This is a genomic window from Streptococcus sp. 27098_8_69 (assembly GCF_041432445.1).
Taxonomy (GTDB): domain Bacteria; phylum Bacillota; class Bacilli; order Lactobacillales; family Streptococcaceae; genus Streptococcus.
This window is the reverse complement of sequence record NZ_JAPVZO010000003.1, coordinates 72844-96652: the sequence shown is the minus strand read 5'-3', so window position 1 is coordinate 96652 and position 23809 is coordinate 72844. Positions and strand designations below refer to the sequence as shown.

Sequence of the window (23809 nt, the reverse complement as noted above, 5' to 3'; positions counted from 1 at the left end):
TTACAAAGAAGGAAATGAAAAAAGCTTTTCACAAATCCCCATTTTTTTGATAGAATAGAAGAGAGAAAAATAGAAATGAGTCAGACATGTCAAAAGGATTTTTAGTCTCTCTTGAGGGACCAGAGGGAGCAGGAAAAACAAGCGTTCTTGAAGCCTTAATCCCTATATTAGAGGATAGGAGAATGGAAGTTTTAACAACCCGTGAACCAGGTGGGGTCTTAATTGGAGAAAAAATTCGCGAAGTTATCCTAGATCCTAGTCATACTGAAATGGATCCTAAGACTGAGCTTCTCCTCTATATTGCTAGTCGTCGACAACACTTGGTGGAAAAGGTCTTACCAGCACTTGCAGCTGGAAAACTGGTTATCATGGATCGCTTTATCGATAGTTCGGTTGCTTATCAGGGCTTTGGGCGTGGTTTAGATATCGATGCCATTAATTGGCTCAATGAGTTTGCGACTGATGGACTGAAACCTGATTTGACTCTTTATTTTGATATTGAGGTCGAAGAGGGGCTGGCACGTATTGCTGCCAACAGTGATCGGGAGGTCAATCGTTTGGACATGGAAGGCTTGGACCTACATCGAAAAGTTCGTCAAGGTTACCTTTCTCTTCTTGAAAGAGAAGGAAATCGCATCGAAAAAATCGATGCTAGCCTACCACTTGATCAAGTGATTGAAAATACGCAGCAGCTACTTTTTGACAGGATGGGATTAAGGAGATGAAACAAGAGCAATTAAGAGCTTGTCAGCCTCTACAATTTGAACGGTTTGTTCATATTTTGGAGCAAGGGCAGCTCAATCACGCTTATCTCTTTTCAGGTAATTTTGGAAGTTTAGAGATGGCCCTTTTCTTGTCTAAAAGTCTCTTTTGTAGTGAGAAAACTGGTATTTTTCCTTGTGAAAAATGTCGGAATTGTAAATTGATCGAGCAGGAAGAATTTCCTGATGTGACCATAATTAAACCTCTGAATCAAGTCATTAAGACGGAGCGTATTCGAGAATTAGTTGGTCAATTTTCCCAGTCTGGTATTGAAAATCAACGTCAGGTCTTTATTATCGAACAAGCAGAAAAAATGCATGTGAATGCTGCAAATTCACTCTTGAAGGTTATTGAAGAACCACAGAGCGAAATCTACATTTTCTTTTTGACTGATGATGAGGAACAGATGTTACCAACGATTCGAAGTCGGACACAGATTTTCCAATTTAAGAAACAAGTCTCTACTTTAATGTCACAGCTTGAAGAGGCTGGTTTAGTAAAAAATAAAGCTAAGCTATTGGCTCAGTTTAGTCAATCACAGGCAGAGGCTGATAAGCTAGTGCATCAAGCAGGATTTTGGACACTAGTAGATGAAAGTGAACGCCTCTTTTCTTGGCTTTTAGCCCATAAAAAAGAATCCTATTTGCAGGTTGCGAAACTAATGAGTTTGGCTGATGATAAAGAAAAGCAAGATCAAGTGCTCAGAATTTTAGAGGTATTAGCTGGTCAGGAGGTTCTCAATGTTTCTGCGCGGAACATCTTGCAAAATCTCGTCCAAACTCGAAAAATGTGGCGGGCCAATGTTAGCTTTCAAAACGCTTTGGAATACCTGGTTTTACAAAAAAATTTAAAGTAAAGATAGATTATAGAAAGGGCTGTAATGAATAAAAAAGAATTATTTGATGCTTTAGATGACTTTTCACAGCAATTGTTGGTAACCTTGGCGGACGTCGAAGCTATCAAGAAAAATCTCAAGAGTTTGGTAGAGGAAAATACAGCTCTTCGTTTAGAAAATGATAAACTGAGAGAACGTTTGGGAGAGGTTGAGGAGACAGCTCCAGCCAAAACGAAACATGTAAGAGAAAATGTCCGTCGCATTTATGAGGATGGTTTTCATGTTTGTCGTGACTTTTATGGCCAACGTCGGGAGCAAGATGCAGAATGTATGTTTTGTGATGAGTTGTTATTTAGGGAGTAAGTATGCAGATTCAAAAGAGTTTTAAGGGACAAACTCCCTACGGCAAGCTTTATCTAGTCGCAACGCCAATTGGTAATCTAGATGATATGACTTTTCGCGCCATTCAGACCTTGAAAGAGGTCGACTGGATCGCGGCAGAAGATACTCGTAATACTGGACTTTTGCTCAAGCATTTTGAAATCTCAACCAAGCAAATCAGTTTTCACGAGCATAATGCTAAGGAAAAAATTCCTGATTTGATTGAGTTGTTGAAGCAAGGTCAAAATCTTGCTCAAGTATCTGATGCGGGGTTGCCTAGTATTTCTGACCCAGGTCATGATTTGGTTAAGGCTGCCGTTGAAGAAGACATAGCGGTTGTCACAGTTCCAGGAGCTAGTGCTGGGATTTCTGCCTTGATTGCTAGTGGTTTAGCACCCCAACCTCACACTTTTTATGGTTTCTTACCACGAAAATCTGGTCAGCAAAAGCAGTTTTTCGAAGCCAAAAAAGCTTATCCTGAGACTCAGATTTTCTACGAATCTCCTCATCGTGTGGCAGATACACTGGAAAATATGCTAGAAGTCTACGGCGATCGCTCGGTAGCCTTGGTTAGAGAATTGACCAAAATTTATGAAGAATACCAACGTGGGAATATTACAGAGTTACTAGAAAGCATTTCTGAAACACCGCTTAAGGGCGAGTGTCTTCTCATTGTAGAGGGTGCTAGTCAAGAAGTAGAAGATAAGGATGAAGGGGACTTGTTCTTAGAAATCCAAGAACGTATCCAACAAGGAATCAAGAAAAATCAAGCCATTAAGGAAGTCGCTAAGATTTATCAGTGGAATAAAAGCCAGCTCTACGCCGCCTACCACGAATGGGAAGACGATCAAGAAAACAACTAGACAGGGAAGTTTGCCTTCTTCCCTTTTTTTGTTATACTAGAAGAAGAAAAAAATAGAAAGATTTGTGGGTGTCAAACAGTCTAGTGACTTGTTCTGGAATGAACTTAAGTTTCACCCAAAGAGGTATTAGTGTCGTGTCTCAATCTTATATCAATGTTATCGGTGCGGGCTTGGCGGGTTCTGAAGCAGCCTACCAAATCGCAGAGCGTGGTATTCCAGTTAAACTTTATGAAATGCGTGGTGTCAAGTCAACACCGCAACACAAAACTGACAATTTTGCAGAATTAGTGTGTTCTAATTCCTTGCGTGGAGATGCTCTTACAAATGCTGTCGGCCTCCTCAAAGAAGAAATGCGTCGCCTAGGTTCTATTATCTTAGGATCAGCAGAAGCAACCCGTGTTCCTGCTGGAGGTGCACTTGCGGTTGACCGTGATGGTTTTTCTCAAATGGTCACTGAAAAAATTGCCAATCATCCCTTGATTGAAGTGGTACGTGACGAAATTACAGAATTGCCAACAGATGTTATTACAGTTGTAGCGACTGGTCCTTTGACTAGTGATGCCCTTGCTGAGAAAATTCACGCACTTAATGGCGGTGACGGTTTTTATTTCTACGATGCTGCAGCGCCTATTGTGGATGTTAATTCGATTGATATGAACAAGGTTTATCTCAAATCTCGTTATGATAAGGGAGAAGCAGCCTATCTCAACGCTCCTATGACTAAACAAGAGTTTATGGATTTTCATGAAGCCTTGGTCAATGCGGAAGAAGCTCCGTTAAATTCTTTTGAAAAAGAAAAGTATTTTGAAGGATGCATGCCGATCGAAGTCATGGCTAAACGGGGTATCAAAACCATGCTCTATGGTCCTATGAAACCAGTTGGTTTGGAGTATCCAGACGATTACACAGGTCCTCGTGACGGAGAATTTAAGACACCATACGCTGTAGTTCAGCTTCGTCAGGATAATGCGGCTGGCAGTCTTTACAATATCGTTGGATTCCAAACTCACCTCAAATGGGGGGAGCAAAAGCGTGTCTTCCAAATGATTCCAGGTCTTGAAAATGCGGAGTTTGTCCGCTATGGAGTTATGCACCGTAATTCTTATATGGATTCACCAAATCTTCTTGAGCAAACTTATCGTTCTAAGAAGCAACCAAATCTTTTCTTTGCTGGTCAGATGACTGGAGTGGAAGGCTATGTTGAGTCAGCGGCATCAGGTCTAGTAGCTGGTATTAACGCAGCTCGTCTTTTCAAGGGGGAAAGTCCTGCTATTTTCCCAGAGACAACGGCAATTGGCAGTCTAGCTCATTACATCACCCATGCGGACAGCAAACATTTCCAACCAATGAATGTCAATTTCGGAATTATCAAGGAATTGGAAGGCGACCGCATTCGTGATAAGAAGGCTCGTTATGAAAAAATTGCAGAGCGTGCCTTGGCTGATTTGGAAAACTTTTTATCCGTTTAAAATTTTCAAAAGAATAACTCATGAGACTATAAAATTCTCAAAAAATGTGATAAAATAGTTTGAATAAAATAAAGGAGTGAAGTCAGGTGGAACCCAAATATAAACGTATTTTGATTAAGTTATCAGGTGAGGCCCTTGCTGGCGAGCGTGGTGTCGGAATTGATATCAAAACTGTTCAAGCAATGGCTCAAGAAATTCAAGAAGTACATAACTTAGGAATTGAGATTGCTCTCGTAATCGGAGGAGGAAATCTCTGGCGTGGAGAACCTGCTGCAGAAGCTGGAATGGATCGTGTACAAGCAGACTATACAGGAATGCTTGGAACCGTTATGAATGCTCTTGTGATGGCAGATTCATTGCAACAAGTTGGTGTGGATACACGTGTTCAAACAGCCATTGCTATGCAACAAGTAGCAGAACCTTACGTTCGTGGTCGTGCCCTTCGTCATCTTGAAAAAGGACGCATTGTTATCTTTGGTGCGGGAATTGGTTCACCATACTTCTCAACAGATACAACAGCAGCCCTTCGTGCAGCTGAAATTGAAGCGGACGCTATCTTGATGGCTAAGAATGGGGTTGATGGTGTCTACAATGCTGATCCTAAAAAAGATAAGACAGCCGTTAAATTTGAAGAATTGACTCACCGTGATGTCATTAACAAAGGGCTTCGTATCATGGACTCAACAGCTTCTACACTTTCAATGGATAATGATATTGACTTGGTAGTTTTCAACATGAACCAACAAGGAAATATTAAACGTGTTGTATTTGGTGAAAATATCGGAACTACAGTTTCAAATAATATCGAAGAAAAGGAATAAGAAATCATTATGGCAAACGCAATCGTAGAAAAAGCAAAAGAGAGAATGACCCAATCTCACCACTCACTTGCTCGTGAGTTTGGAAGTATTCGTGCTGGCCGTGCTAATGCTAGCTTGCTTGACCGCATCCACGTTGAGTACTATGGTGTTGAAACACCTCTTAACCAAATTGCTTCTATCACAATCCCAGAAGCGCGTGTCTTGTTGGTAACACCATTTGACAAATCATCTTTGAAAGATATCGAACGTGCTTTGAATGCTTCAGACCTAGGTATCACACCAGCTAACGATGGTTCTGTTATTCGTTTGGTAATCCCAGCTCTTACAGAAGAAACTCGTCGTGACCTTGCTAAAGAAGTGAAAAAAGTCGGTGAAAATGCTAAAGTTGCTATCCGTAATATCCGTCGTGATGCTATGGACGAGGCTAAGAAACAAGAAAAAGCAAAAGAAATCACTGAAGACGAATTGAAGACTCTTGAAAAAGATATTCAAAAAGCAACAGACGATGCTGTTAAACACATCGACGAAATGACTGCCAACAAAGAAAAAGAAATCTTGGAAGTCTAAGAAATAAACAGAAAAACTCAGTTGGCATTGCTGGCTGAGTTTTATTCGAAAGAAGGAAACATGAATACAAATCTTGCAAGTTTTATCGTTGGACTCATCATCGATGAAAATGACCGTTTTTACTTTGTTCAAAAGGATGGTCAAACATATGCTCTTGCCAAGGAAGAAGGTCAGCATAGTGTAGGAGATACAGTTAAAGGATTTGCCTACACAGACATGAAGCAAAAGCTCCGCTTGACAACCCTAGAAGTAACTGCCACTCAGGACCAATTTGGTTGGGGAACCGTAACAGAAGTCCGTAAGGATTTGGGTGTCTTTGTGGATACAGGTCTTCCTGACAAGGAAATCGTTGTGTCACTTGATATTCTGCCTGAACTTAAAGAACTTTGGCCAAAGAAAGGCGATCGCCTATACATTCGTCTAGAAGTGGATAAGAAGGACCGTATCTGGGGCCTACTGGCTTATCAGGAAGATTTCCAACGATTGGCTCGTCCTGCCTACAATAATATGCAGAATCAAAACTGGCCAGCCATTGTTTATCGTCTCAAGTTGTCAGGAACTTTTGTTTACCTGCCAGAAAATAACATGCTTGGCTTCATCCATCCAAGTGAGCGTTATGCAGAGCCACGTTTGGGGCAAGTGTTAGATGTACGTGTTATTGGCTTCCGTGAGGTGGATCGCACACTTAATCTTTCACTAAAACCACGTTCTTTTGAGATGTTGGAAAATGATGCCCAGATGATTTTAACTTACTTGGAAAGCAATGGTGGCTTCATGACCCTGAATGACAAGTCAGCGCCAGATGATATCAAGGCTACCTTTGGTATTTCTAAAGGTCAATTTAAAAAAGCACTTGGTGGTTTAATGAAAGCTGGCAAAATTAAACAAGACCAGTTTGGTACGGAACTAATCTAGGGAGGCTTATGAGAAAATCATTTTATACTTGGCTCATGACCGAACGCAATCCTAAAAGCAGTAGTTCCAAAGCAATTTTAGCGGATTTGGCTTTTGAGGAGTCTGCCTTCCCAAAACATACAGATGATTTCGATCAAGTCAGTCGTTTTTTAGAGGAACATGCTAGCTTTTCCTTTAATATGGGAGAGTTTGATCGAATTTGGCAAGAATATCTAGAACATTAAGGCTACTAGATGGGGTTGGGGATAGTAATTTCTCAGCCTCTTTGCTATAATATAGTCATTCAGTTTAACTTTTACTAGGTCCTAATCGACTTTTTAACTACTAAAAGCAAACGAAACATTATATAAAATTAAAAGAGTTAGAGAGGTTCTTTATTTGAAGGAACATTCAATAGACATTCAGCTTAGTCATCCAGATGATTTATTTCATCTTTTTGGTTCTAATGAGCGCCATCTTCGTTTGATGGAGGATGAGTTAGATGTCATCATCCATGCTCGTACAGAGATTGTACAAGTCTTGGGGGAGGAGTCAGCTTGTGAGGAAGCCCGACAAGTTATTCAAGCCCTGATGGTTTTGGTCAATCGTGGAATGACCGTTGGAACTCCGGATGTAGTGACAGCTATTACCATGGTTAAGAATAATGAAATCGATAAGTTTGTCGCCCTCTATGAAGAAGAAATTATCAAGGATAATACAGGCAAGCCTATCCGTGTTAAAACCTTGGGTCAAAAGCTTTATGTGGATAGTGTCAAACAACACGATGTGACCTTTGGTATTGGGCCGGCAGGGACAGGTAAAACCTTCCTAGCAGTGACCTTAGCCGTAACAGCTCTCAAGCGTGGGCAAGTCAAGCGTATCATTTTGACACGTCCTGCGGTAGAAGCAGGGGAGAGCTTAGGATTTCTTCCAGGAGATCTTAAGGAAAAGGTAGATCCTTATTTACGACCAGTTTATGATGCTTTATATCAGATCTTAGGGAAAGACCAAACAACCCGTCTTATGGAGCGTGAAATCATCGAGATTGCACCCCTGGCTTATATGCGCGGGCGTACCTTAGATGATGCCTTTGTCATTTTGGATGAAGCGCAAAATACGACCATCATGCAGATGAAGATGTTCTTGACCCGTCTTGGATTTAACTCGAAAATGATTGTCAATGGGGATATTAGTCAGATTGACTTGCCACGTAATGTCAAGTCAGGTTTGATGGATGCCCAAGAAAAACTCAAGAATATTCATCAAATTGATTTTGTACACTTCTCGGCTAAGGATGTGGTTCGTCATCCGGTTGTTGCTCAGATTATCAGAGCCTATGAACCTCTACCTGTCAAAGCTGAAGAAAACCAAGAAGAAACAGAATAAGGACCTAGGCAAAAACTAGCTTTCCAATAAAACCACACAGTGATTTCAGTCTTGAATACAATCAAGCTGAAAGAAACACTGTGTGGTTTTTGAATAGGTGGACGTTTTAGATGCTAGATTCTTTGCCAATTTGGTGTGATTCATGCTCATGAAGATGAATGCTATCTCTGTTGAGACGGCTTGTTTGCCTCTGACATGCACTCTGCGCACGTCGAAAACTACCAAAAACGGGTTCAACATTAATTTTCCGTTTGGCATAAATTTGAGAGCCTTCTTCACTATGTAATGTTTGCGTAAGGAGTTCCTTAAAGCAATTCCAAGTTGGATTATAATGGATTTGTTTTTGATTTCCACTATCTGTTTTAGCCAACTGTTCTATAGTGGATTGAAATAAGATATGAACAAAAAGATTAGGAAAGTAAAATTAATTTCTAGAGACGTTTTAGAATCCTTGGTGTACTATTCCAGGTTCAATTCACTATAACTCAGGAGTATCTTGAACTTTATCCGCCTCATAAATCTTGAAATCACGTTGAAAATCATACTTATCGGTTTGACTAGAGTAGTTCTTAAAGGAATAAACTAGGCCATCGTGCTTTATAAACTGGTCCGTGTCCTCAAGATATTCCCAGTTCATTGGGTTATCTGTGCTCGTTTAGTACTTTTTAGTCAATTCTGATTAGGTTGTTGGCATGTTTACTGGAGCGGAAGTTATTAATCGTTTTATAGCTAACATAGGTATCTTGGCTGAACCATTTCATGGGAATGACTTCTTCGTTCATTTGAACGATTTTACGTCCAGAGAACACTTGACGAGCATAAGTGAACACTATCATCTTCATGAGTATAGTTGGATGAAAGGCAGGGCGACTAATGTGAGAAGTTTCTTCCAGTAACACTTGACTAGGAATACTGTCCACAAAGAGGCTAATCATTCTAGCTTCGTGACTTAGTGGAATATCGTAGGTAAGATTCACCTCCAAACTTAACTGAGTTTTTGGTGGTTTTAGTAGTGGTTCAACTTCATTCCTACTATTCTTGATGGTGTGAATGTGCTTATAATGTATTCCAGTTAACCACGAAAGCTTTGGATTTTATAAAATTAAGGCACGTTAAAAAATTAATTAATGTGTGTTAATTTTTTCTTGACTTAAATTTTTTTAATTGATATACTATTTTTCAGAGGGCTAACAATTATATATAAATGTACTACTCTATTTCCTAGATAATACTTCATAAAACTTTTTATAACAAAGGCTAGCAAAGTTAAAGTTTTCTATCTATCGGAAGTTAAATAAATATGTAAGGAATTAAAATGAAAAAAAGTACAGTATTGTCATTAACCACAGCTGCAGTTATTTTAGCAGCCTATGTCCCTAATGAGGTAATCTTAGCAGACACATCTAGTTCTGAAGATGCTGTAACTATCTCTGATAAAGAAAAAGTAGCAGTAGATAAGGAGACAGAAAATAAAGAGAAACATGAAGATATCCATAGTGCTAAGGAAACTTCACAGGATTTTAAAGAGAAGAAAACAACAGTTATTGAGGAAAAAGAAGTTGTTAGTAAAAATACTGAGATAGATAATAAAACTAGCAATGAAGAAGCAACAATCAAAGAAGATTCCAATCAATCTCAAGGAGATCGTGCGGACTCATTTGTAAATAAAAAAACAGAGAATCCTAAAAAAGAGGATAAACTTGTCTATATTGCTGAATTTAAAGATAAAGAATCTGGAGAAAAAGCAATCAAGGAACTAGCCAATCTTAAGGATACAAAAGTTTTATATACTTATGACACAGTTTTTAACGGTAGTGCAATAGAAACAACTCCAGATAATCTGGATAAAATTAAACTAATAGAAGGTATTTCATCGGTTGAAAGGGCACAAAAAGTCCAACCTATGATGAATCATGCTAGAAAGGAAATTGGAGTTGAGGAAGCTATTGATTACCTAAAATCTATCAATGCACCATTTGGTAAAAACTTTGATGGTAGAGGTATGGTCATTTCAAATATCGATACCGGGACAGATTATAGGCATAAGGCCATGAGGATTGATGATGATGCTAAAGGCTCAATGAAATTTAAAAAAGAAGACTTAAAAGGTACTGATAAAAATTTCTGGTTGAGTGATAAAATCCCTCATGCTTTCAATTATTATAATGGTGGTAAAATTACTGTAGAAAAAGCTGATGATGGAAGCGATTATTTTGATCCACATGGGATGCATATTGCAGGAATTCTTGCGGGAAATGATACTGAAAAAGATATCAAAAACTTTAACGGAATAGATGGAATTGCGCCTAATGCACAGATCTTCTCTTATAAAATGTACTCTGACGCAGGATCTGGCTTCGCAGGAGATGAAACAATGTTTCATGCTATTGAAGATTCAATCAAACACAATGTCGATGTTGTTTCGGTATCATCTGGTTTTACAGGAACAGGTCTTGTAGGTGAGAAATATTGGCAAGCTATTAGAGCGTTAAGAAAAGCAGGCATTCCAATGGTTGTAGCTACGGGTAACTATGCAACTTCTGCTTCAAGTTCTTCATGGGATTTAGTGGCAAATAATAATCTGAAAATGACCGACACTGGAAATGTAACACGAACTGCAGCACATGAAGATGCGATAGCGGTCGCATCTGCTAAAAATCAAACAGTTGAGTTTGATAAAGTTAACATAGGTGGAGAAAGTTTTAAATACAGAAATATAGGGGCCTTTTTCGATAAGAATAAAATCACAACAAATGAAGATGGATCAAAAGCTCCTAGTAAATTAAAATTTGTATATATAGGCAAGGGTCAAGACCAAGATTTGATAGGATTGGATCTTAGAGGCAAAATTGCAGTAATGGATCGAATTTATACAAAGGATTTGAAAAATGCTTTTAAAAGAGCTACGGATAAGGGTGCACGCGCCATTATGGTTGTAAATACTGTCAATTACTACAATAGAGATAATTGGACAGAGCTTCCAGCTATGGGATATGAGGAGGATGAAGGAACTACTAGTCAAGTTTTTTCAATTTCAGGAGATGATGGTGTAAAGTTATGGAACATGATTAACCCTGATAAAAAAACTGAGGTTAAAAGGAATAATAAGGAAGATTTTAAAGATAAATTGGAGCAATACTATCCAATTGATATGGAAAGCTATAATTCCAATAAACCGAATGTAGGTGACGAAAAAGAGATTGACTTTAAGTTTGCACCTGACACAGACAAAGAACTGTATAAAGAAGATATCATAGTTCCAGCAGGGTCCACATCTTGGGGGCCAAGAATAGATTTACTTTTAAAACCGGATGTTTCAGCACCTGGTAAAAATATTAAATCTACTCTTAATGTCATTAATGGAAAATCAACTTATGGTTATATGTCAGGGACTAGTATGGCAACTCCAATCGTAGCAGCTTCTACTGTTTTGATTAGACCCAAGTTAAAGGAAATGCTTGAAAGACCTGTGTTGAAAAATCTTAAGGGAGATGACAAAATAGATCTTACAAGTTTTACAAAAATTGCCCTACAAAATACTGCGCGACCTATGATGGACGCAACGTCTTGGAAAGAAAAAAGTCAATACTTTGCATCACCTAGACAACAGGGAGCAGGTCTAATTAATGTTGCCAATGCTTTAAGAAATGAGGTCGTAGCGACTTTTAAAAACACGGATTCTAAAGGTTTGGTAAACTCTTATGGTTCTATTTCTCTTAAAGAAATAAAAGGAGATAAAAAATACTTTACAATTAAGCTTCACAATACATCAAACAGACCTTTAACCTTTAAAGTTTCAGCATCAGCGGTAACTACAGATGCTCTAACTGATAGACTAAAATTGGATGAAACATACAAAGATGAAAAATCTCCAGATGGGAAGCAAATTGTTCCAGAAATTCACCCAGAGAAAGTAAAAGATGCAAATATTACATTTGAGCATGACACTTTCACTATAGGCCCAAATTCTAGCTTTGATTTAAATGCGGTTATAAACGTTGGAGAGGCTAAAAATAAAAATAAATTTGTAGAATCATTTATTCATTTTGAGTCAGTGGAAGAAATGGAAGCTCTAAACTCCAATGGTAAGAAAACAAATTTCCAACCTTCTTTATCGATGCCTCTAATGGGATTTGCTGGAGATTGGAACAAGGAACCAATTCTTGATAAATGGGCTTGGGAAGAAGGATCAAAATCAAAAACAATGGAAGGTTATGATGATGATGGTAAACCAAAAATTCCAGGAACCTTAAATAAAGGGATTGGTGGAGAACATGGTATAGATAAATTTAATCCAGCAGGAGTTATACAAAATAGAAAAGATAAAAATACAACATCCCTGGATCAAAATCCAGAATTATTTGCTTTCAATAACGAAGGGATCAACGCACCATCATCAAGTGGTTCTAATATTGCTAAGATTTATCCTTTAGATTCAAATGGAAATCCTCAAGATGCTCAACTTGAGAGAGGATTAACACCTTCTCCACTTGTATTAAGAAGTGCAGAAGAAGGATTGATTTCAATAGTAAATACAAATAAAGAGGGAGAAAATCAAATCGACTTAAAAGTCATTTCGAGAGAACACTTTATTAAAGGAATTTTAAACTCTAAAAGAAATGATGCAAAGGGAATCAAATCTTCTAAGCTAAAAGTTTGGGGTGACTTGAAATGGGATGGACTCATCTATAACCCTAGAGGTAAAGAAGAAAATGCACCAGAAAGCAAGGATACCAAAGATCCTGCTACTAAGATAAGAGGTCAATTTGAACCGATTGCAGAAGGTCAATATTTCTATAAATTTAAATATAGATTAACTAAAGATTATCCATGGCAGGTTTCCTATATTCCTGTAAAAATTGATAACACCGCCCCTAAGATTGTTTCGGTTGATTTTTCAAATCCTGAAAAAATTAAGTTGATTACGAAGGATACTTATCATAAGGTAAAAGATCAGTATAAGAATGAAACGCTATTTGCAAGAGATCAGAAAGAACATCCTGAAAAATTTGACGAGATTGCAAACGAAGTTTGGTATGCTGGCGCCGCTCTTGTTAATGAAGATGGAGAGGTTGAGAAAAATCTTGAAGTAACTTATGCAGGTGAGGGTCAAGGAAGAAATAGGAAGCTTGACAAAGATGGAAATACCATTTATGAAATTAATGGTGCAGGAGATTTAAGAGGAAAAATCATTGAAGTCATTGCATTAGATGGTTCTAGCAATTTCACAAAGATTCATAGAATTAAATTTGCTGATCATGCTGATGAAAAGGGGATGATTTCCTATTATCTAGTAGATCCTGATCAGGATTCATCTAAATACCAAAAACTTGGCGAGATTGCCGAATCTAAATTTAAAAATTTAGAAAATAGAAAAGAGGATAGTCTTAAAAAAGATACAACTGAAGTAGAACATCATCAAGACAATGAAGAATCTATCGAAGAAAAATCTAGCTTGACTATTCATAAAACTATTTCAACAATTAGAGATTTTGAAAGCAAAGACTTAAAGAAACTCATTAAAAAGAAATTTAGAGAAGTTGATGACTTTACAAGTGAAACTGGTAAGAGAACAGAGGAATACGATTATAAATACGATGATAAGGGAAATATCATTGCTTATGACGATGGTAGTGCCTTAGAATATGAAACTGAAAAACTTGACGAAATCAAATCAAAAATTTATGGTGTTCTAAGCCCATCTAAAGATGGACACTTTGAAATTCTTGGAAAGATAAGTAATGTTTCTAAAAATGCCAAGGTATATTATGGCAATAATTATAAATCGATAGAAATCAAAACGACCAAGTATGATTCCCACTCAAAAACGATGACATTTGATTTATACGCTAATATTAATGATATTGTGGATGGATTAGCTTTTGCAGGAGATATGAGATTCTTTGTTAAAGATGATGATCAGATAAAAGCTGAAACTAAAATTAGAATGCCTGAAAAAAATAAGGAAACTAAAACAGAATATCCCTATGCATCAAGTTATGGGAATGTAATAGAATTAGGAGAAGGAGATCTTTCAAAAAATAAACCAAACAATTTAACGGAGATGGAAACTGGTAAAATCTATTCTGATTCAGAAAAACAACAATATCTATTAAAGGATAACATCATTCTAAGAAAAGGCTATGCACTAAAAGTGACTACCTATAATCCTGGAAAAACGGATATGTTAGAAGGAAATGGAGTTTATAGCCAGGAAGATATAGCAAAAATACAAAAGGCCAATCCTAATCTAAGAGTCTTATCAGAAAAAATAATTTATGCTGATAGTAGAAATGTTGAAGATGGAAGAAGTACTCAATCAGTATTAATGTCGGCTTTGGACGGCTTTAACATTGTAAGGTATCAAGTGTTTACATTTAAAATGAATGATAAAGGGGAGGCAATCGATAAAGATGGAAATCTTGTGACAGATTCTTCTAAACTTGTATTATTTGGTAAGGATGGTAAAGAGTACACAGGAGAGGATAAGTCCAATGTAGAAGCTATAAAAGAAGATGGTTCTACGTTATTTATTGATGCAAAACCAGTAAATCTTTCAATGGACAAGAACTACTTTAATCCATCTAAATCTAATAAAATTTATGTACGAAATCCAGAATTTTATTTAAGAGGTAAGATTTCTGATAAGGGTGGTTTTAACTGGGAGTTGAGAGTTAATGAATCAGTTGTAGATAATTATTTAATCTACGGAGATTTACACATTGATAACACTAGAGATTTTAACATTAAGCTTAATGTTAAAGATGGTGACATCATGGACTGGGGAATGAAAGACTATAAAGCAAACGGATTTCCAGATAAGGTAACAGACATGGATGGAAATGTTTATCTTAAAACTGGCTATAGCGATTTGAATGCGAAAGCGGTTGGAGTACACTATCAATTTTTATATGATAATGTTAAACCAGAAGTAAACATTGATCCTAAGGGAAATACTAGTATCGAATATGCTGATGGAAAATCTGTAGTCTTTAACATCAATGATAAAAGAAATAATGGATTCGATGGTGAGATTCAAGAACAACATATTTATGTAAATGGAAAAGAATATAAATCATTTGATGGTATTAAACAACTAACAGATAAGACACTAAACATTAAGATTGTTGTAAAAGATTTTGCAAGAAATACAACCGTAAAAGAATTCATTTTAAACAAAGATACGGGAGAGGTAAGCGAATTAAAACCTCATACGGTGACTGTGACCATTCAAAATGGAAAAGAAATGAGTTCTAAGATAGTGTCGGAAGAAGATTTCATTTTACCTGCCTATAAGGGTGAATTAGAAAAAGGATATCAATTTGATGGCTGGGAAATTTCTGGTGTCGAAGGGAAAAAAGACGCTGGCTATGTTATTAATCTATCAAAAGATATCCTTATAAAACCTGTATTCAAGAAAATAGAGGAGAAAAAGGAGGAGGAAAATAAACCTACTTTTGATGTATCGAAAAAGAAAGAAAAAACACAATCTGATTCAACTAATGATGTCAACAGTATTGTTTCTGATGAAAATGATAAAAACTTTGAAATTAACAAGAAAGTTTATCTAAATGAACCAGAGAACATAGCTAATAAACATACCGATATCGATAGTAAATCAACTACTAACCATTCTGATGAGTTGCCAAAAACCGGAACAGTTAGAGAAGTTCTTACACCATTCATTGCGGGAATATTGTTTATAGTAGGAGCGCTTCTTGGATTGAAGAAAAAAGATCAAGATTAAGACAAAAGCTATAGAAAAATAGTTTATGTACTGAGATTAGCTAGTGTGATAATGAAACAGTTTTGTGAAAATAGCCATTTTTAACTCAATTAGTTAGTTTGCTTTGATATTGATACCCTTTTTGGATTTATTAATGGATTTAGTTTAGATAACTAATGAATTGATTGAAAGGATTAATATTGACAAATAGTGATCACATTGATTAGAAACTAGAGTCTATCAAAATTTAAATTATAAACCATGACATGAGAAAACGAGCATCTCCAAGAACGGAAATGCTCGTTTTTGAGATTTAGAAGCTAGTTTTTATGTAGCTTCTTATTTTTGTAGTTTAAATTTATAAATCATTTTAAACAAGTTCACTGATTGAAGTGAAGTCACGATCCAAGCCTTCTGCAACTGGTTGGCTAGTGAGGATACCTTGATAGGTTGTTACACCTTCAAGCAAGCCTGCGTCTTCAAGGATAGCTTTCTTAAATCCTTTTCCTGCCAAGGCTTCGATATATGGAAGAGTAACATTTGTAAGGGCAATCGTAGATGTGCGAGCAACTGCTCCAGGAATGTTAGCCACGGCATAGTGAAGAACACCGTGTTTTTCATAGACAGGTTCATCGTGAGTTGTTACACGATCAGCTGTAGCGATAACGCCACCTTGGTCTACAGCAACGTCAACGATGACAGAACCAGGACGCATTTGTTGAACCATATCATCTGTTACCAATTTTGGTGCTTTGGCACCAGGAATCAATACTGCACCGATCACAACGTCTGCTTCACGTACACTTGCTTCGATATTAAATGGGTTAGACATGAGGGTTTGGATTTGGTGACCAAAGACGTCTTCAAGGACAGAGAGGCGTTTAGCACTGATGTCAAGAATGGTTACTTGAGCTCCCAAACCAAGAGCGATGCGAGCTGCGTGTGTACCAACGACACCACCACCGATAATGGTTACTTTTCCTTTTGGAACACCAGGGACACCACCGAGTAGAACTCCTGAACCGCCAGCTTGTTTCGTCAAGAAGTGGGCTCCGATTTGGACTGCCATACGACCAGCAACCTCACTCATTGGAACCAATAGAGGAAGTTGTCCTTGAGTATCACGGACTGTCTCGTAAGCAACACCCGTTGTTTTAGCTGCAAGCATAGCATCAGCCAATTCTGGAGCAGCCGCCATGTGCAAGTAGGTGAAGAGAAGTAAGTCTTCACGCAAGAATTGATATTCACTAGCAAGCGGTTCCTTGACTTTAACAACTAATTCTGCAGCCCAGGCTTCAGCAGCAGTTGCGACAATTTCAGCTCCTTGCTTTTCATAGTCAGCATCAGTAAAACCAGATCCAAGTCCAGCATTCGTTTCGATGAGGACACGGTGGCCACGACCAACTAGACTTTGTACACCAGCAGGTGTCAGAGCAACACGATTTTCATTATTTTTAATTTCCTTTGGAATTCCAATTAGCATAGAGATAACTCACTTTCTATTAAGCTGTTTCGATTTATGTATCACATCATTCTTCAGAGTTTTTGTGATGACTTTATTGTATATGAAACCGCTTTAAAAGGCAAGGGAAATTATTGATTTGTATTGTATTTTTTGTTAAGCTTTTAGAAAATAAACTTAATTTAGTGAGGGAAAAGCTGCGTGATTATTTATGAAGATGCCAATATAGATTCTTCTCTTATTCACTTTACATCCGCATTTAATATCTATGCGGGACGATGGGAGATTATTGGCGACTATAGAAGAAGGGAGGAGTATTTACAGTATTTGATTTCACAATTATATGATTATTCAACTAAAAATAAATTTAATCTATATTTAGTATTAGGAGATGATTGCTTTAATGATAATACTAGAATATCCCAATATTATAAACTTTGGAAATTGCTAAAAAAGCAACACCTAGAAGTTAGAAATGCAATTTATTCTGATGAGATTATGATTACGAAGAATGATAAAGTGAAATTTTTTGGCGGAATTCAAGTATTAGATAGAGAGTCTGTTTCAGATATTGTTTCAATCTTGCTATCAAAACAAACGGCTCATTTATTATTGTTGCCAGAGGGACTTAAAGTTACAACTTTTTTACAGTCAGGTTTTTCAAAGATAATAGCTGAAAATAGTGAGTATATTGAGAATGTGGTTGGTAGTGGTGGAATAGTTTTATTTCGTGAAGGTTATTTTGACGATAGGAACACAGGCTTTATAGGTTTTGGAGGATTCTCCTTAATTACTAAAGATTTATTTGGAAAATAGGTAACAATAATTGGAAGTTTATGAGTGAAACTATGAGAGTAACATTTTTATAATTGGAAAATATCTTTGAAAGAAGTGTTTTTTCATTATTCACATGAAAAACTTGTAAACCTATTTCTTTTATGTTATCCTTTTAGCAACCTATTTTCGGAGGTGTAATCATGGAATCACTATTTATCAAACTAGCTAAGCATCAAATTATCGAAACAGAACGCTTAGTACTTAGACCTGTAACACTTGATGATGCAGAAGCTATGTTTGAGTATGCCTCAGACAGAGACAATACGCGCTACACTTTTCCAACCAATCAAAGTTTAGAGGAAACCAAGAATAATATTGCCCAGTTTTATCTAGCCAATCCCTTGGGCCGATGGGGAATTGAACTAAAAAGTACTGGAGAGTTTATCGGAACTATTGACCTGCACAAGATGGATACTGTTCTTAAGAAGGCAGCCATTGGTTACATTATCAATCAAAAATATTGGAATCAAGGTTTGACAACTGAAGCCAATCGAGCCGTGATTGAACTAGCTTTTGAAAAGATTGGAATGAATAAGTTAGATGCCTTTCATGATAAGGATAATCCTGCATCAGGAAAGGTCATGGAGAAATCAGGAATGCGCTTCTCTCACGAAGAACCATATGCTAGAATGGATAAAAATGAATCTGGAAGATTCGTAACAGATGTCCATTATGTCTTAACCAAGGAAGATTATTTTGCAAATAAGTAAGCAGTTGAAAAGATTTTTCAGCTGTTTTTTCTTTCTCTTACGAATAAGCTAAGAGAGGAGAAAATATGGAAGAACTTATTGAGAAAATTAAAGAATATAAAATCATTGTTATCTGTGTTAGTTTGGGTTTGGTCTTGGGTGGATTTTTCCTCCTAAAACCAGTTGCTCAAACACCTGCTAAGGAAAGTAATTTACAGTCTGAAGTTACAGCTGTTCCAAAGGATTCGACGGATGAAAAAGAAGATGGAAATCAGAAGGAAGAAGTAGTGGAGCAAGATTTGATTACTGTCGATGTCAAAGGCGCTGTTAAATCGCCAGGAATTTATGATTTGCCAGTTGGAAGTCGAATCAATGATGCTGTTCAAAAAGCTGGTGGCTTGACAGATAATGCAGACAGTAAGTCTATCAATCGTGCTCAGAAAATTAGTGACGAAGCACTTGTCTATGTTCCAACTAAGGAAGAAGCTACCAGTCAAGAAACGCAATCAAGTGCTTCCAACACCAAAGAAAATAAGAAAGTCAATCTTAATAAAGCCAGTTTAGAGGAACTGAAACAAGTCAAAGGCTTAGGTGCTAAACGTGCTCAAGATATCATCGACCATCGTGAGTCTAACGGTAAGTTTAAGTCAGTTGATGAGCTCAAAAAGGTTTCTGGTATCGGTGCAAAAACGATAGAAAAGTTAAAAGAATATGTTACAGTGGATTAGTCGTTTTCCAATTCCAAAAATCTATCTCAGTTTTCTTTTGCTATGGCTCTACTATGCTATCTTTTCAGCGAGTGTCTTAGCACTTTTGGGCTTTGTCTTTTTACTAGTCTGCCTCTTTTTCCAATTTCCATGGAAGACGGTAACCAAGGTCCTCTTGATTTGTGGACTTTTTGGGAGTTGGTTTTTATTTCAAAAATGGCAGCAAGAAGAAGCCAGTCGGAATCTTCTAGACACGGTTGATACAGTGCGAATATTACCGGATACCATCAAGGTAAATGGAGATAGCTTATCTTTTCGTGGCAAGGCTGAGGGCAGACTCTTTCAGGTCTATTATAAACTCCAGTCAGAAGCTGAAAAAGAAAAATTTCAGCAGTTGTCTGATTTGCATGAAATGGTTGTGAAAGGCAAGTTAGCTAGTCCTCAAGGAGCCAGTAATTTTGCGGGTTTTGATTATCGAAACTATCTCAAAACGCAAGGAATTTATCAGACCTTAACCATATCCGAAATTGTGGAATTAAAGCAAATTTCCAGTTGGGATATTGGAGAAAATCTATCAAGTTTGCGGAGAAAAGCAGTTGTCTGGATAAAAAGGAATTTTCCCGATCCCATGCGCAACTATATGACCGGTCTTTTATTGGGGCATTTGGACACAGACTTTGAGGAAATGAACGAACTTTATTCCAGCCTAGGGATTATTCATCTTTTTGCTTTGTCTGGAATGCAGGTCGGATTTTTCATGAATGCTTTTAAAAAGTCACTCTTGCGATTGGGCTTGACGCAAGAGAAGGTCAAATGGCTAGCCTATCCCTTTTCCTTAGTCTATGCAGGCTTGACAGGATTTTCAGCATCTGTGATTAGAAGTCTTCTACAAAAGCTATTGGCTCAGCATGGCTTTAAGTCACTGGATAATTTTGCTTTAACGATTCTTATTCTATTTCTTATCATGCCTAACTTTTTCTTAACTGCTGGGGGAGTTCTTTCCTGTGCTTATGCCTTTATCCTGACAATGACTGGTGAGGAAGTAGCAGGGATAAAAGGACTGGTTAGAGAGAGTTGTATTATTTCTTTGGGAATTCTGCCAATTCTATCTTTTTATTTTTCAGAATTTCAACCGTGGTCCATTCTCTTGACATTTGTCTTTTCATTCTTGTTTGACATGGTCCTATTGCCACTTTTATCGATTCTCTTCTGTCTGTCATTTATATATCCCATCACCCAGTTCAACTTTCTCTTTGAATGGCTAGAAAACATCATACGCTATATTTCTCAGCTATCTACGAGGCCTCTTGTTTTTGGTCAGCCGAGTCTTTGGATTTTAATCCTTCTTTTGATTACTTTAGCTCTCATCTATGACTATCGAAAGAATTTAAAAAAACTATCTATGCTTGTCATAGTTGCCATCTCATTCTTTTTAGTAACCAAACATCCACTGGAGAATGAAATCACAGTCCTAGATATGGAACAGGGACGAAGCATTTTCCTAAGAGACATGACAGGAAAGACCATACTACTGGATGTTGGTGAAAAGCTAGCAGTTGAAAAGAAAGAAGTCTGGCAGGAGAAAGTTATTACCAGTAATGCCAAACGTAGTTTAATTCCTTATCTGAAAAGTCGAGGAGTGGCCAAGATTGATCAGTTGATTCTGACGACTAGTGATACTAAGCAGTTAGATCATGTGTTAGAAATCAGTAAAGCCTTCCAGCTTAGAGAGATTCTAGTAACTGAAGAAACTCTATCACAGAGAGAATTCATGGATAAGTTGAAGGAAAGCAAAGTCAAGGTAGCTGCTATCAAAACAGGACAGCAGTTGTTTATTTTTGGGAGTAGTTTGGAAGTAATCACTAGCCAAAATAGCGATGAAAAGGACTCAATGGTCTTGTATGGAAAGTTACTAAAGCAAACCTTTCTAGTTACTGGAAATATAGAGGAGAAGTTCTTAACCAAGTCTTATCCAAAAATCCAAGCAGATGTAGTGATAACTCATCAGCAAGCATCGAAGAAAAAGACAGATATCGAAATCTTCAAAAATGTACACCCTAAAATCACGGTCATTTCGGTAGACAAGAAGAAAAAATTCAAAGAAAAAAATGGGGAAAGTAACCGAGAACTTGAGAATTCGATTTACCAAACGGACCAAAAGGGAGCTATTCGTTTTAAAGGTTGGCGTTCTTGGCAAATAGAAACAGTTCGCTGAACTCATGAGAGAGAATAACATTAAAATTGTCTAAACAATCATTCAAGGCTTGATTTTGAATCCTGTTTACTATAAAATAGTTAAGATTGGTGTCAAACTTTTATATTGCAAATAGGAGAAAAAATGACAAAAACTTTGAAACGTCCTGAGGTTCTATCACCTGCAGGAACACTAGAAAAACTAAAAGTAGCTGTTCAATACGGAGCAGATGCTGTCTTTATCGGTGGTCAGGCCTATGGTCTACGTAGCCGTGCGGGAAACTTCACTTTCGAACAAATGGAAGAAGGAGTCCAGTTTGCGGCTAAGTATGGAGCTAAAGTCTATGTGGCTGCCAACATGGTTATGCACGAAGGAAATGAAGAGGGCGCTGGTGAGTGGTTCCGTAAGTTACGTGACATTGGTATTGCAGCGGTTATCGTTTCAGATCCAGCCTTGATTATGATTGCAGCAACAGAAGCACCAGGACTTGAAATCCACCTTTCAACCCAAGCTAGTGCGACCAACTATGAAACTCTAGAATTCTGGAAAGAACTTGGCTTGACTCGAGTCGTATTGGCGCGTGAGGTTTCCATGGAAGAACTGGCAGAAATTCGTAAACGTACAGACGTGGAGATTGAGGCCTTTGTCCACGGAGCTATGTGTATTTCTTACTCTGGGCGTTGTACCCTTTCTAACCACATGAGTATGCGTGATGCCAACCGTGGTGGATGTTCACAGTCTTGCCGTTGGAAGTACGACCTATACGATATGCCATTTGGTAAAGAACGTAAGAGTCTCAAGGGAGAAATTCCTGAAGAATTTTCAATGTCAGCTGTTGATATGTCTATGATTGACCATATCCCAGATATGATTGAAAATGGTGTGGATAGTTTGAAGATTGAAGGTCGTATGAAGTCTATTCACTATGTTTCAACAGTGACAAACTGCTACAAGGCTGCCGTTGATGCCTACCTTGAAAGTCCTGAAAAGTTTGAAGCTATTAAACAAGACTTGATTGATGAAATGTGGAAGGTTGCCCAACGTGAATTGGCTACAGGTTTCTACTACGGAACACCATCCGAAAACGAACAACTATTCGGAGCACGCCGTAAGATTCCAGAATACAAGTTTGTTGCTGAAGTAGTAGCTTATGATGATGCGACACAAACAGCAACTATTCGCCAACGTAACGTTATCAACGAAGGTGACCAAGTTGAGTTTTACGGTCCAGGTTTCCGTCATTTTGAAACTTATATCGAAGACCTTCATGATGCTAAAGGAAATAAAATTGACCGTGCACCAAACCCAATGGAACTTTTAACCATCAAGGTTCCACAACCAGTACAAGCAGGTGATATGGTCCGTGCTTTGAAAGAAGGCTTGATCAATCTTTACAAAGAAGATGGAACCAGCGTCACAGTTCGTGCATAGATAAGGAAAGTCAATGGTTCAAGCTCATGGATTACTAGTAGATAATGAAAGCAGATGTGTTCATTACCATAGTGATAAAGATATCGTAGCGCTCCAGTGTTATGAGTGTCAGAAATACTATGCCTGTTATCAGTGTCACAATGAACTAGAGTCGCACACATTTTCTCCTTATCCTTTAAATCTAAAAGAGGATAAACCTATCTTATGTGGTTCCTGTAAGAAGAACCTAACTTATGAGGAGTATAGAGAAAAGGGGAGCTGTCCTTATTGTGCAGCACTCTTTAATCTAGCTTGCCAGAGCCACCATTCCTATTATTTTAAATAAGAAACGATAAATCCAGGTTTTGAAACTTGGATTTTTCTTTTCAGAAAAATAGGAAAGATAAGAAAAATAACCTGAAAAGACATTAAAATTTTCTATATAATTGTCTTGAAAATCATAAAAATAGAAATAAATGATTAGAAACGCTTTCAATGCTAGTAAAGAGTTGACAAAAGCAAATTTTAGGACTAAACTAGGGAAGTAAATTTAATTTAAAAAAGGAGAATTCGTCATGAATTTAACATTTTTCGGTCTATGTCTTGCCTGTATGGGTGTATCTCTTGCAGAAGGATTTTTGATGAACGGTTTGTTCAAATCTGCAGCACGCCAACCAGATATCATCCCTCAATTGCGTAGTTTGATGATCATGGGGATTGCCTTTATCGAAGGAACATTCTTTGTAACTCTCGTATTTTCATTTATCATCAAATAAAGAGAAGTATAAAATGGAAAAGGGAGGATT

The 23809-nt window shown here is 37.4% G+C and carries 19 protein-coding genes and 2 pseudogenes; 18 read left to right on the top strand and 3 right to left on the bottom strand.

Going from position 1 to position 23809, the window contains the following annotated elements:
* The first annotated feature begins 86 nt into the window (after positions 1 to 86).
* The 10 genes from tmk (at position 87) to O3658_RS02335 (ending at position 7978) form a co-directional block, all read left to right on the top strand.
* Positions 87 to 725, top strand: a complete 639-nt coding sequence (gene tmk / locus O3658_RS02380; RefSeq protein WP_371559132.1) for a dTMP kinase — start codon at positions 87 to 89, stop codon at positions 723 to 725.
* Complete coding sequence (locus O3658_RS02375) at positions 722 to 1618, top strand: DNA polymerase III subunit delta' (protein WP_371559131.1); 897 nt, start codon at positions 722 to 724, stop codon at positions 1616 to 1618. The genes tmk and O3658_RS02375 overlap by 4 nt, the downstream gene beginning before the upstream one ends.
* A 24-nt stretch (positions 1619 to 1642) precedes the next feature.
* Positions 1643 to 1960: a DNA replication initiation control protein YabA gene (gene yabA / locus O3658_RS02370; RefSeq protein WP_001034369.1), complete on the top strand. Its 318-nt coding sequence runs from the start codon at positions 1643 to 1645 to the stop codon at positions 1958 to 1960.
* Positions 1961 to 1962: 2 nt separating this feature from the next.
* On the top strand, positions 1963 to 2841 hold the full coding sequence (rsmI, locus tag O3658_RS02365; protein WP_371559130.1) for a 16S rRNA (cytidine(1402)-2'-O)-methyltransferase: 879 nt from the start codon (positions 1963 to 1965) through the stop codon (positions 2839 to 2841).
* A gap of 134 nt (positions 2842 to 2975) precedes the next feature.
* Positions 2976 to 4310: a methylenetetrahydrofolate--tRNA-(uracil(54)-C(5))-methyltransferase (FADH(2)-oxidizing) TrmFO gene (trmFO, locus tag O3658_RS02360; RefSeq protein WP_371559129.1), complete on the top strand. Its 1335-nt coding sequence runs from the start codon at positions 2976 to 2978 to the stop codon at positions 4308 to 4310.
* Between the two features lie 86 nt (positions 4311 to 4396).
* Positions 4397 to 5131: a UMP kinase gene (pyrH, locus tag O3658_RS02355; RefSeq protein WP_371559128.1), complete on the top strand. Its 735-nt coding sequence runs from the start codon at positions 4397 to 4399 to the stop codon at positions 5129 to 5131.
* A 9-nt stretch (positions 5132 to 5140) separates the two neighbouring features.
* Positions 5141 to 5698, top strand: coding sequence for a ribosome recycling factor (gene frr, locus O3658_RS02350; RefSeq protein ID WP_001262232.1), 558 nt, complete (start codon positions 5141 to 5143; stop codon positions 5696 to 5698).
* Positions 5699 to 5758: 60 nt separating this feature from the next.
* Positions 5759 to 6613, top strand: a complete 855-nt coding sequence (cvfB, locus tag O3658_RS02345; RefSeq protein WP_371559127.1) for an RNA-binding virulence regulatory protein CvfB — start codon at positions 5759 to 5761, stop codon at positions 6611 to 6613.
* A gap of 8 nt (positions 6614 to 6621) precedes the next feature.
* Entirely contained in the window at positions 6622 to 6837 is a 216-nt protein-coding gene (locus tag O3658_RS02340) for a YozE family protein (RefSeq protein ID WP_075231246.1), read from the top strand.
* Between the two features lie 154 nt (positions 6838 to 6991).
* Positions 6992 to 7978: a PhoH family protein gene (locus tag O3658_RS02335; RefSeq protein ID WP_371559126.1), complete on the top strand. Its 987-nt coding sequence runs from the start codon at positions 6992 to 6994 to the stop codon at positions 7976 to 7978.
* On the opposite strand, the pseudogene O3658_RS02330 reads toward O3658_RS02335, so the two are convergent.
* Positions 7927 to 8354 (bottom strand): annotated as a pseudogene (locus tag O3658_RS02330) (transposase); the annotation flags it as partial. The gene O3658_RS02335 and the pseudogene O3658_RS02330 overlap by 52 nt on opposite strands.
* Before the next feature lie 108 nt (positions 8355 to 8462).
* Positions 8463 to 9021 (bottom strand): annotated as a pseudogene (locus O3658_RS02325) (transposase); the annotation flags it as partial.
* A 272-nt stretch (positions 9022 to 9293) separates the two neighbouring features.
* Between O3658_RS02325 and O3658_RS02320 the strand changes: the two are divergent.
* Positions 9294 to 15725: a S8 family serine peptidase gene (locus O3658_RS02320; protein ID WP_371559125.1), complete on the top strand. Its 6432-nt coding sequence runs from the start codon at positions 9294 to 9296 to the stop codon at positions 15723 to 15725.
* A gap of 349 nt (positions 15726 to 16074) precedes the next feature.
* Here the strand turns inward: O3658_RS02320 and ald are convergent, their stop codons facing one another.
* The gene (ald, locus tag O3658_RS02315; protein ID WP_371559124.1) at positions 16075 to 17187 is read right to left on the bottom strand and encodes an alanine dehydrogenase; all 1113 of its coding nucleotides are present in this window, start codon (positions 17185 to 17187) and stop codon (positions 16075 to 16077) included.
* A 180-nt stretch (positions 17188 to 17367) separates the two neighbouring features.
* On the opposite strand from ald, the gene O3658_RS02310 reads away from it, so the two are divergent.
* From O3658_RS02310 to O3658_RS02280, 7 genes are all read left to right on the top strand, one after another.
* On the top strand, positions 17368 to 17982 hold the full coding sequence (locus O3658_RS02310) for a hypothetical protein (RefSeq protein WP_371559123.1): 615 nt from the start codon (positions 17368 to 17370) through the stop codon (positions 17980 to 17982).
* 161 nt (positions 17983 to 18143) lie between these two features.
* Positions 18144 to 18713 carry a GNAT family N-acetyltransferase gene (locus tag O3658_RS02305; RefSeq protein ID WP_371559122.1) on the top strand — a complete coding sequence of 190 codons (570 nt, stop codon included), beginning with the start codon at positions 18144 to 18146 and terminating at the stop codon, positions 18711 to 18713.
* A gap of 65 nt (positions 18714 to 18778) precedes the next feature.
* Entirely contained in the window at positions 18779 to 19420 is a 642-nt protein-coding gene (locus O3658_RS02300; protein WP_371559121.1) for a helix-hairpin-helix domain-containing protein, read from the top strand.
* On the top strand, positions 19404 to 21614 hold the full coding sequence (locus O3658_RS02295) for a ComEC/Rec2 family competence protein (protein WP_371559120.1): 2211 nt from the start codon (positions 19404 to 19406) through the stop codon (positions 21612 to 21614). Before O3658_RS02300 ends, O3658_RS02295 begins: the two co-directional genes overlap by 17 nt.
* A gap of 123 nt (positions 21615 to 21737) precedes the next feature.
* Positions 21738 to 23024: a U32 family peptidase gene (locus tag O3658_RS02290; protein WP_000169115.1), complete on the top strand. Its 1287-nt coding sequence runs from the start codon at positions 21738 to 21740 to the stop codon at positions 23022 to 23024.
* A gap of 13 nt (positions 23025 to 23037) precedes the next feature.
* Positions 23038 to 23349, top strand: a complete 312-nt coding sequence (locus tag O3658_RS02285) for a CHY zinc finger protein (protein ID WP_000249454.1) — start codon at positions 23038 to 23040, stop codon at positions 23347 to 23349.
* 229 nt (positions 23350 to 23578) lie between these two features.
* A complete protein-coding gene (locus tag O3658_RS02280; protein WP_001054552.1) occupies positions 23579 to 23779 on the top strand; it encodes a F0F1 ATP synthase subunit C in 201 nt (66 codons plus the stop codon).
* The last annotated feature ends 30 nt before the right edge of the window (positions 23780 to 23809 follow it).